An 8,752-nucleotide genomic window follows, 5' to 3' on the forward strand; every position below is an offset into this window, starting at 1 on the left:
GCGGCCGCCGGCTCTTTCTGTCCTCGTAGACGAGCGTCCGCCCGCGCTACTCCATGCTGGCCAGGTACTTCAGCGCGTTCATGCCGGGCATGAAGAAGTAGGCACCGCCGCGCGTGGTGACGAAGCGCGGAAGCTCCTTCACCCGGTGGCGCACCGGGCAGCGCTGCTCCACGAAGTTGCTCACCTGCGCCGGGTCCACGTGGTCGCCCACCGGGTGCGGCCCGATCAGCGGGTCCGGGTCGGCGTACAGCCCGTCGAACTTCATGCTGTTCACCCAGGTGCTCTGCACGAACTCGAACTGGCGCCCGATGTCCGTGTTGAAGCAGATGAAGTGTAGCCCGCGGCCCCTGTCGTCCGTGTTCGCGGCGACGATGTCCGCCGGGTCGAACGACGGGACCAGCGGCTCGCCGTAGGCACGCCCGCGGCGCAGCAGGCGGTGCCGGTCGGCCACCAGCAGGCTGCCCTCGGGGCCGGGCTCCATACCGTCGCGCGGATTGGTGCGGCGGATGTGCGCGCCCAGCGGGCACTTGTCGCCGCGCTCGTCGGCCCACTTGCCCGAGTACATGAAGTCGTTGGCCGTCTTCAGGTCGAACTCGGCCGGCTCGGCGTCCGGATGGCGCGCCAGCGGCGCGCCGTTGGGCCAGCGGCCCACGATCTTGGCGCCCAGGCGCTTGCGCTCCTCGGCGTCGTGGCGCGCCTTGTCGTCCAGGAACTTCCAGAAACGCTGTACGTGCTGTTCCATCTGGCGGAACGTCACGTAGCTGCCGTTGCGGCCCAGGTCGCGCCGGGCGGGGGTGCCCGGAGGATCGTCCGGGTCGGCGGCGGCGAGAGGAAGCACCGCGCGGGAGGCCGGCGTCTCGGGCACCGTCGGCGTGTCGGGAATCTGCCCGTAGGCGTTGGTGTAGCCCAGCAGCACCTCGCCGGCGGGGACCACCGCCTCGGTGGGCGACGGCGCCTCGTCGTCATCGGGAGCGCCGAACCCGGCGATGCGCGGCTGCGCGATGCCGTCGTGGAAGCCGAAGTGCTCCTTGTCGGCCTCCAGCATGATGCTGCCCAGCGGCGCGCCCAGCCGGGCGCCGTGGCGCTCGGCGCGCGCCGCCTCGGCATCCACCATCTCCTTCAGCCGCTCGGGGGTGCCGGCGTACAGGTACACCATGGCGTGCACGGTGTCGTTGGGCCCGCCCCACGCCCACGTCTCCGGCGCCGAGGGGCCGTTGTCGCCCAGCACGCGCTGCTTGTGCTCGGTGATCATCCCCTCGGTGAACTCCTGGGCGAAGGTGTCCATCTCCTCGTCCTTCAGCCCCAGCGCCTTCAGCCCCTCGGCCGTGAAGCCCACGTTCAGCGCGTGGCCTTCCGTTTCCACCACCGAGCTGCGCTTGCCCCCCGAGGTGACGGCGCCCGCGACGTCGCCCACCCAGCGCCGTGCGGCGGCCGCGTCGGCGGGCAGGTACACGGGCACGTAGTCGGCGTGCTTCAGCGCGTAGAAGCTGCGCGCCACCAGCCCCTGCACGTCGTGCATCTCCACCCTGGGCGCCGGCGTGGGCTTCGGCTTCGCGGTGGAGAGCGCCGGACCGGTGTTGTCGACGTTGGTGGTGCCGCCGAAGCGGCGCACCCACAGCCCGGCCTCGTCGGCGGTCATCCCGCCGTACAGGCCCAGGCGCATCTTGCTGTTGTTGTTGATGTTGTCGACCGAAAGCCAGCGGTACGCGCTGTACCACACCTGCGTGGGGATCTGGCTGTCGCGCGAGTACGTCTTGAACTTCTGCTCGTCGGTGGCGCCTTCCTGGATCAGGTTCCTGGTCCGCGGAAAGCCCACGCAGTTGCTCCACACGCCGGTCAGGCCACTGTGCGACTTGTCGATGAAGTCGCCCAGGTAGTTTTCCCAGCTGCCGTCGAAGTTGCTGAAGAACTCCAGGCGGCGCCCCTCGTCCACGATCACCCAGCGGGCGAAGTGGATGGACGGAATGCCGGCCAGCGTCCCCTGGTTGCTCAGGTACTTCGCCGAGAAGTTGATGAACGCCAGCACCGCGCGCAGGATCGTCCCGCGGAACCAGAGCGGCTCCTTGATGTAGATGACGCTGCTCATCTGGTTCTGGACGATCCGGTCTTCCACGGAGAGCAGGTCGTCGATGCTCTTGTTCTGCAGGATCACCGGGTCGGTCTTTTCCAGCTTGCGCAGGTACAGGTACGCCGCCCCCAGCACCACGACGGCCACGGCAACCAGCCCGCCCACCACCGTCAGGGCCGTGCTCCACGAGCCCGCCACCAGCCGCACCACCACCGTCAGCGCCGCCAGCACGGCCAGCAGCGCGCCGATGGCCACCTGCTTCAGGTAGTCGGGGTTGAAGAGCAGCTTGGGGAAGGGGCCCGGCTGCTGGCGCGCCCACGCGAACTCGGGGTTCTGGAACACCCAGTCGCGCACCCGGTTGCGGATGGCCAGCGGCTCGCGGGGGAAGTCCGCCTTCCCCGCGTTCTCGTCCAGGTACCGCTCGATGGCCTGGTGAAGCTCTTCTTCCCGGTGGATCTGGTCCACCGAGCGGTGCATGGTGCCGGTGTAGAAGGTGTTCGAGGCCAGGTGGTGCCGCAGCATGAAGCCGTGCACGGCCGCGCGGTCGTGGCTGCCGGGCCATCCCTCGCAGTGGCTGAACACCCGGTCCAGCCCCGGGCCCGCCACGGCCAGCAGTTCGTCGATGTGCTCGTCGAGCGGGCCGTCGAAGTCGGTGGCGAAGAGCAGCTTGGGCGGGATGGGCGGCCCCTTCACCTGCACCTTGCCGTCGTACTCCGGAAGCTTGTTGGTGGGCCAGGGCGAGGGCTCGTGCACCAGGATGCGCGCGAAGTGAAGCGTGGTGATCTTCGCGAACGGGATGATGCAGTTGACCTCGAAGTCGTAGCCGTCGTTGGGATTGGCCACCTCGTCCAGCAGCTTCTTGAGCTCGTCGTAGTGGCCGGCCTTCACCGGCACCATCACCAGGAGCGACGCCTGGCTGGTGTTCCCGTCGGTCTTCGCCGACTCCAGCTGCTGCAGCGGCGTCCGCGTGCGCGCGGCTGCCACCTGCCGGCGGCGGTGCAGCTTGTCGGACACCACGGTGGTGTCGGCACCGACGTGCACCCTGGTTTCGCCCTCGGGGGGAGAAGCGATCGCGGGGATCTGGATGACGTTGGGATCGGTGGCGGCGGACTTCGGCTGGTCCGGGCCGGGAGGGGCGAGCGGGTTGTCGCTCATCAGCGGGGGCTCCTGCTTACGCGAGGGTTTTGCCGGCGGAGGGTGGATCAGGGAGAGGCCGGCGGGGACCGGGCCGTTCGGAGCGGAGAGCGTGGGGAGGGTGCTTCCGTAGAGAAACGGGCCGGATCGGGGATGCGCATGTTTATGCAAATCAGGGTCCGTCCGCCTCTCGTCCGGCCCCATTTCCCAAGTCGTTCAGGGATCGTCGGTTACGCGCATCCCCTGCGTTCCGCCTGGGATTGGCGGTGGGGCATTGGGACGGACGCGCCCCAGGAGACCGGGACACGCGCACCCCTGGCCGCCGCAGACGTTGCAGCACGGCCAAGAGAAAGATTGTCGGCTCGCAGCAGGGTGCTTATCATGGTGCGGCCCCGGCTCCCTACCCCGCCGGCAACCCCTCGCCAGACCATCCCTCCCGCGAAAGGCATCCCCCGTGAGTACCCTGGCTCCGCCCCCGCCCGCCGCCACCGGCACCGCCCCCGCGCGCCAGCCGCGGTCGCCCAACTCGCAGGGCGGCCTGAAGATCCGCATCAAGCGCAGGATCTTTTACGCGCTCACCGGGCGCCGCGTGCTGCGCGCCGTGTTCGCCGTCCTGCGCCGGCACGCGCCGCTGGCCAAGGTGGGCACGCGCGTGGTGGTCAGCCGCCACGCCGACGTGCTGGAAACGCTGGACCGCGACGAGGTGTTCACCATCAGCCAGGTGAACGGGCCCTCCATCGACCGCATCAACGGGCCCTTCATCCTGGCGATGGACCGCGGGCCGGAGTACGACCGCGACCACGCCGCCCTGCGCTCGTGCGCGCGCCGCGAGGACGCCGGCCGCATCCGCGAGCTGGCGCGCGCCGCGTCGGCCCGGGCCATCCAGGAGGCGCGCCCGCGGCGGCGCATCGAGGCGGTGCAGTCGCTCACGCGCGCCGTGCCCTCGGAGCTGGTGGGGCAGTACTTCGGCTTTCCCGGGCCGGACCGCGCCACGCTGCAGCGCTGGCTGCGCAACCTGTTCCAGGACGCCTTCGCCAACCCCATCGACGATCCGTACGTACGCGAGGCGGCGCACCAGTCGTTCCTGGAGGTGAAGGCGTGGGTGCTTCCCGAGATCTCCCGGCGGCGCGCGGCGGGAACCGGGCTGGACGACGACGTGATGGGGCGGATGATCGCCCTGGGCGCCACCAACGCGTGGGCCGACGACGACTGGGTCCGCCGCAACATCGCCGGGCAGATCGTGGGCGCGGTGGATACCATCTCGCGCTTCAGCATCCTGGCCATCGACGAGCTCCTTCGCCGTCCGCGCGAGCTGGAGGGCGCGCAGGCCGCCGCGCGGGCGGGCGACCTGGACCGGGTGCGCCAGTACGCGTGGGAGGCGGTGCGCTTCAACCCGCACACGCCGCTGATGGCGCGCACGTGCTCGTCCGCCTACACGCTGGGGGCCGGCACGCCGCGCGCGAAGCAGGTCCAGCCGGGGAGCGGGATGGCGATCGGCACCCTTTCGGCCATGTTCGACCCCGACGGCTTCCCCGATCCCAAGCGGTTCCGCATCGACCGCGACATCCGGTCGTACCTGCACTTCGGCTGGGGGATGCACCAGTGCTTCGGGATGGGCATCAACCTGGTGATGATCCCCGAGATCATGGCCGCCATGCTGCGCCTGGACGGGCTGCGCCGTGCGCCGGGCCGCGCCGGTCGCGTGGTGCTGGATGGCCCGTTCCCCGATCGGCTGGTGCTGGAGTTCGACTGAGCCCTGTAGACGGCGGCGCGGAGCATGCGGCGGGGGGCGCAGGGCAGCGCTTCGTTCCTCAACCCGGCGTACCGATGCAACTGACGGGGATTCACCACCTGACCGCCGTTTCGGCCGACATCCGCGGCAACCACCGCTTCTACACCGGCGTCCTGGGGATGCGGCTGGTCAAGCGCAGCGTCAACCAGGACGACGTGAGCGCCTATCACCTGTTCTACGCCGACGCCGTCGGGTCGCCCGGCACGGACCTGACCTTCTTCGACTGGCCGATGCCGCGTGAAACGCGCGGGACGCACGCCATCACCCGCACGTACCTTCGCGTCACGGGCGCGGCGTCGCTGGAGTGGTGGGCTCGCCACCTGGCCGGGCAGGGCGTGCAGGCCGGCGCGGTGGAGGAGCGCGACGGGCGGCTGACGCTGGACTTCGAAGATCCCGAAGGGCAGCGCCTGTCGCTGGTGGACGACGGCGGCGCGGGCGACGCCCCCACGCCGTGGGACCGCTCTCCCGTTCCCGCCGAGCACCAGGTCCGCGGGCTGGGACCCATCATGATGAGCGTGCCCAGCCTGCGTACCACCGACATGGTGCTGACGCAGGCGATGGATTTTCGGCCCGTCCGCCAGTACGCGCACCCCGACAATCGCCGCCACACGGTGCACGTGTACGAGATGGGCGCGGGCGGCTCCCACGCCGAGCTGCACGTCGCGGTGCAGCCGGACCTGCGCCCTGGCAAGCTGGGCGCGGGCGGCGTGCACCACGTCGCCTTCCGCACGCCCAACGACGAGGAGTACCACGGCTGGGCGCAACGGCTGACCGAGATGGGCATCCGCAACAGCGGCGAAGTCGACCGCTACTACTTCCGCAGCCTGTACTTCCGCGAACCCAACGGCATCCTCTTCGAGATCGCCACCGACGGCCCCGGCTTCGCGGTCGACGAGAACCCCGCCACGCTGGGCGAATCCGTGGTGCTGCCGCCGTTCCTGGAGCCGCGCCGTGAGGCGATCGTCGCCGGCCTCAAGCCCATCGGCTAGGCGCCCTCACCCGGCCGCGCCGAAACGCGTGCCACCCTCTCCCACAAACCGCGTGGGAGACGGGATGCACACCAGGTCCGGGCGCATCGGCAGCCCGCTGGCACATGAGAGCCTGTCATCCTGAGCCCCAGGCGCACCGAATCGTCCCGTACGCCGAGCCGTGCGGGGCGAAGGCTCCAGCCGCGGACACGTACAAGCCCGGGCGCGGCAGCGAGCACCGAAGTACAGGCCTCGGTTTTCCGCGCCGGGCCCGGCGTCAGTGGACGCGGATTCCGCGCGCCACCAGGCCCAGCCCGCCGGCCAGCAGGCCCAGCATCACCAGCGTGTTGAACAGGGTGGTGGGCCGGAAGTAGATGTGCAGATTGGAGAGGATGCCCACCAGGATGATGGCCGCACCCACCAGCACCAGCAGCCAGCCGACAGCCGAGCGCCCGTTGAAGAACAGCATCCCGATGCCCACCAGCAGTGGGATCAGCGTCAGGCCGAAGGCGTTGTAGCCCCCCACCCGCCAGAAGCCGCTGCTGACCTCCACCTGCGACGTCAGCAGGTACGCGCCCGCGAACGCCATCGTCAGCCCGATGATGAATTCCAGCACGCCGCCCGGGGTGCCGCCCGCGCCGCGGGTCCGCTCGAGTTCAGTCACGGGAGTTCCTTGGGGCTCGGGTGGGGAGTTCGGCAGGAGCCATAGTATCGGCGTTCCCACGCTCGAAGCGCAAGTTGTCTCGCCACAGGCACAAGCGAAGAGGGCGGCCACTATCCCGGGGCCGCCCTCTTCGTCATCACGGTCGTGGCCGCCTTACTCCGCGGTAACGCGCACCGCGCTGCGGAACGCGGCCTCGCTCACGGTGCGCGTCTGCGCGTTGGCGCTGTTCAGCCACGCATCGGCGTTCAGGTTGATGAGGATGCGTGACGTGGCGTCGGCCGACACCGTTACGTTCGCGTCGCGCTCCACCACCACCTGCCCGTCGGACTCCAGGTTCACCGCCACGCTCCCCGACAGCAGGCCCGTGCTCACCGCCAGCGAGCCGGAAAGGTTGGCATCTACGTCCTCAAAGATCACGCGGACGCGCGAGTAGCTGCCCGCCTCTACCCGGCCGCGCGCCACCGTCTGCGCTTCGCCGTGCCCCGACGCCGCCACCGAGCCCGCCGCACGGCTGGCTTCCGTCACTTCCAGCCACCCGCTGGTGCTGCTGTAGACGTACACACGCGCCTGGAAGTCGATGGTGCCCTGCGCCGTGCTGTGCGAGTAGCGGGGGCCGTCCGCCTCCGCGACCGACTGCGAGCCGGCCGTCGCATCGTCACCGCGCGCCAGCACCTGCACGTTGCTGTCGCTGCCGGCGGGGTTGTCGCACGCGGCCAGGAACAAGGCCAGCGCCGCTGCGGTAAGTGACAGGGTCGTCTTCTTCATGATGTTGCTCCGTGTGCATCCGTGGTTCGTCCGCCGGCACCGCGCCGGCTGCTTGGCTTCTCATAAGGCAGAGGGCGGACCGCGGCGGAATTCCGCGTAGTTGCTGGATTTCCGCCGAAACCCTTCGTCTGAAGCTTCGTCGTTGCCAAGTTTTGTGACAAGCTCCGGACGCCCACCTGTCACATTTTGCACCCCGCGATTGGATAGCGCGCGTGAGCCGGGCCTGTCATCCTGAGGCCCAAGCAGGGGGGGTACACTTCGGGTTCGGACGAAATTGCCGCTTCTTGCGGCGTGCTATCACAAAAACCAGCAGCCCGATAGCCCAGGCCGACCGACCGCGCTGAGCGGAAGGTGAGCATACACAACACTTTCCCTCATGACGCCGACACGGAACGGAGCGTGCCCTCGACATCGTTGGGTATTTCGCCGCGGGAAGGTGTCGCTGTGACGACCAACAGAAGCGGACGGACGGTATGAGGACGATCGCGAGCGCGTCGGCGCTCCTCTTGGGATTGCTCGGCGTAGGATGCAACGGCGAGCTCGTGGGCGGAGGCGCCCGCGACGTGAACGCCGTCGCCACGGGTGACGGTACCGCGAGCAGTTCACCGTCCCTGGCTCCCGCGCCAGGGCTGGCGCTCGCGCCCGGCGGAACGGCGTCGTTCCAGTCCGCGGGGCTCAGCGGCACGGTGAGCTTCACCGCCCGGGTGGAACTCGTGCGCGGAAGCTCGTCCGTATCGCTGCAGCCCGATCCGGCATCCGCCACGGTGCGTACGGACGGCCGCGACACCATGCACGTCGCCGAGCAGCTGGTGCCGCGCGAACGGTATGGCGTGGCCCGCGTCACCTTCCTCTCCGTCACCGCCAACGTGGCCAGCGGACTCGCCATCGGCGGGGCCACGCTCACCGGGCGCGTGGACGTGGGGATTCCGGTGGGCCAGGGCGTCGTGGTGGAGATGCCCGTGGACCTGGGCGGCGCGAACGAGGACGCGACGCTCCTCATCGACCTCGACGCCTCCGCCTGGCTCGGCGCTGCCGACCCGGTCACGCGCATCGTGCCGGCGAGCGCGTTCCGCGGCGCCGTGAAGCTTCGCGGGCTGTAGCTGCCGCCGGGCAGGAGCGCCCGTTTTGACGAAAGCCCCGCCGAGACGACCTCGACGGGGCTCCCGGCGTCTTGTGTGAGGTACAAACGCCAAACGCCCGCTCCGAGCGAGATGCTCGAAGCGGGCGTTCGGAATAAAAGGCCGGCGGCGCCGTACTCTCCCACCGGGTGGCCCCGGCAGTACCATCCGCGCAGCGGGTTTTCACTTCCGAGTTCGGGATGGGATCGGGTGGATCCCCCGCGCCATAGCCACCGGCCATAA

6 protein-coding genes and 1 rRNA gene are annotated in these 8,752 nt (G+C 69.9%); 3 read left to right on the forward strand and 4 right to left on the reverse strand.

Going from position 1 to position 8,752, the window contains the following annotated elements:
• Nucleotides 1-46 precede the first annotated feature (46 nt).
• The gene (locus VGB24_RS21470) at nt 47-3,223 is read right to left on the reverse strand and encodes a hypothetical protein (RefSeq protein ID WP_331074967.1); all 3,177 of its coding nucleotides are present in this window, start codon (nt 3,221-3,223) and stop codon (nt 47-49) included.
• Nucleotides 3,224-3,656: 433 nt separating this feature from the next.
• Here VGB24_RS21470 and VGB24_RS21475 point away from each other — a divergent pair, with 433 nt between their 5' ends.
• Both VGB24_RS21475 and VGB24_RS21480 read left to right on the forward strand, forming a co-directional pair.
• On the forward strand, nt 3,657-4,955 hold the full coding sequence (locus VGB24_RS21475) for a cytochrome P450 (protein WP_331074968.1): 1,299 nt from the start codon (nt 3,657-3,659) through the stop codon (nt 4,953-4,955).
• A 74-nt stretch (nt 4,956-5,029) separates the two neighbouring features.
• Complete coding sequence (locus tag VGB24_RS21480) at nt 5,030-5,983, forward strand: ring-cleaving dioxygenase (RefSeq protein WP_331074969.1); 954 nt, start codon at nt 5,030-5,032, stop codon at nt 5,981-5,983.
• Between the two features lie 256 nt (nt 5,984-6,239).
• Here VGB24_RS21480 and VGB24_RS21485 read toward each other — a convergent pair whose 3' ends face one another.
• Together VGB24_RS21485 and VGB24_RS21490 are read right to left on the reverse strand one after the other, a co-directional pair.
• Entirely contained in the window at nt 6,240-6,626 is a 387-nt protein-coding gene (locus VGB24_RS21485) for a hypothetical protein (protein WP_331074970.1), read from the reverse strand.
• Between the two features lie 153 nt (nt 6,627-6,779).
• The gene (locus tag VGB24_RS21490) at nt 6,780-7,391 is read right to left on the reverse strand and encodes a DUF4382 domain-containing protein (RefSeq protein ID WP_331074971.1); all 612 of its coding nucleotides are present in this window, start codon (nt 7,389-7,391) and stop codon (nt 6,780-6,782) included.
• A 473-nt stretch (nt 7,392-7,864) separates the two neighbouring features.
• Between VGB24_RS21490 and VGB24_RS21495 the strand changes: the two genes are divergently transcribed.
• Nucleotides 7,865-8,491 (forward strand): hypothetical protein, encoded by a 627-nt coding sequence (locus VGB24_RS21495; protein ID WP_331074972.1) that lies wholly within the window; start codon nt 7,865-7,867, stop codon nt 8,489-8,491.
• A gap of 139 nt (nt 8,492-8,630) precedes the next feature.
• On the opposite strand, the gene rrf is transcribed toward VGB24_RS21495, so the two are convergent.
• Nucleotides 8,631-8,747, reverse strand: a 5S ribosomal RNA gene (rrf, locus tag VGB24_RS21500).
• Nucleotides 8,748-8,752: the final 5 nt, after the last annotated feature.

The sequence above is a fragment of the Longimicrobium sp. genome (assembly GCF_036399935.1).
GTDB lineage: Bacteria > Gemmatimonadota > Gemmatimonadetes > Longimicrobiales > Longimicrobiaceae > Longimicrobium.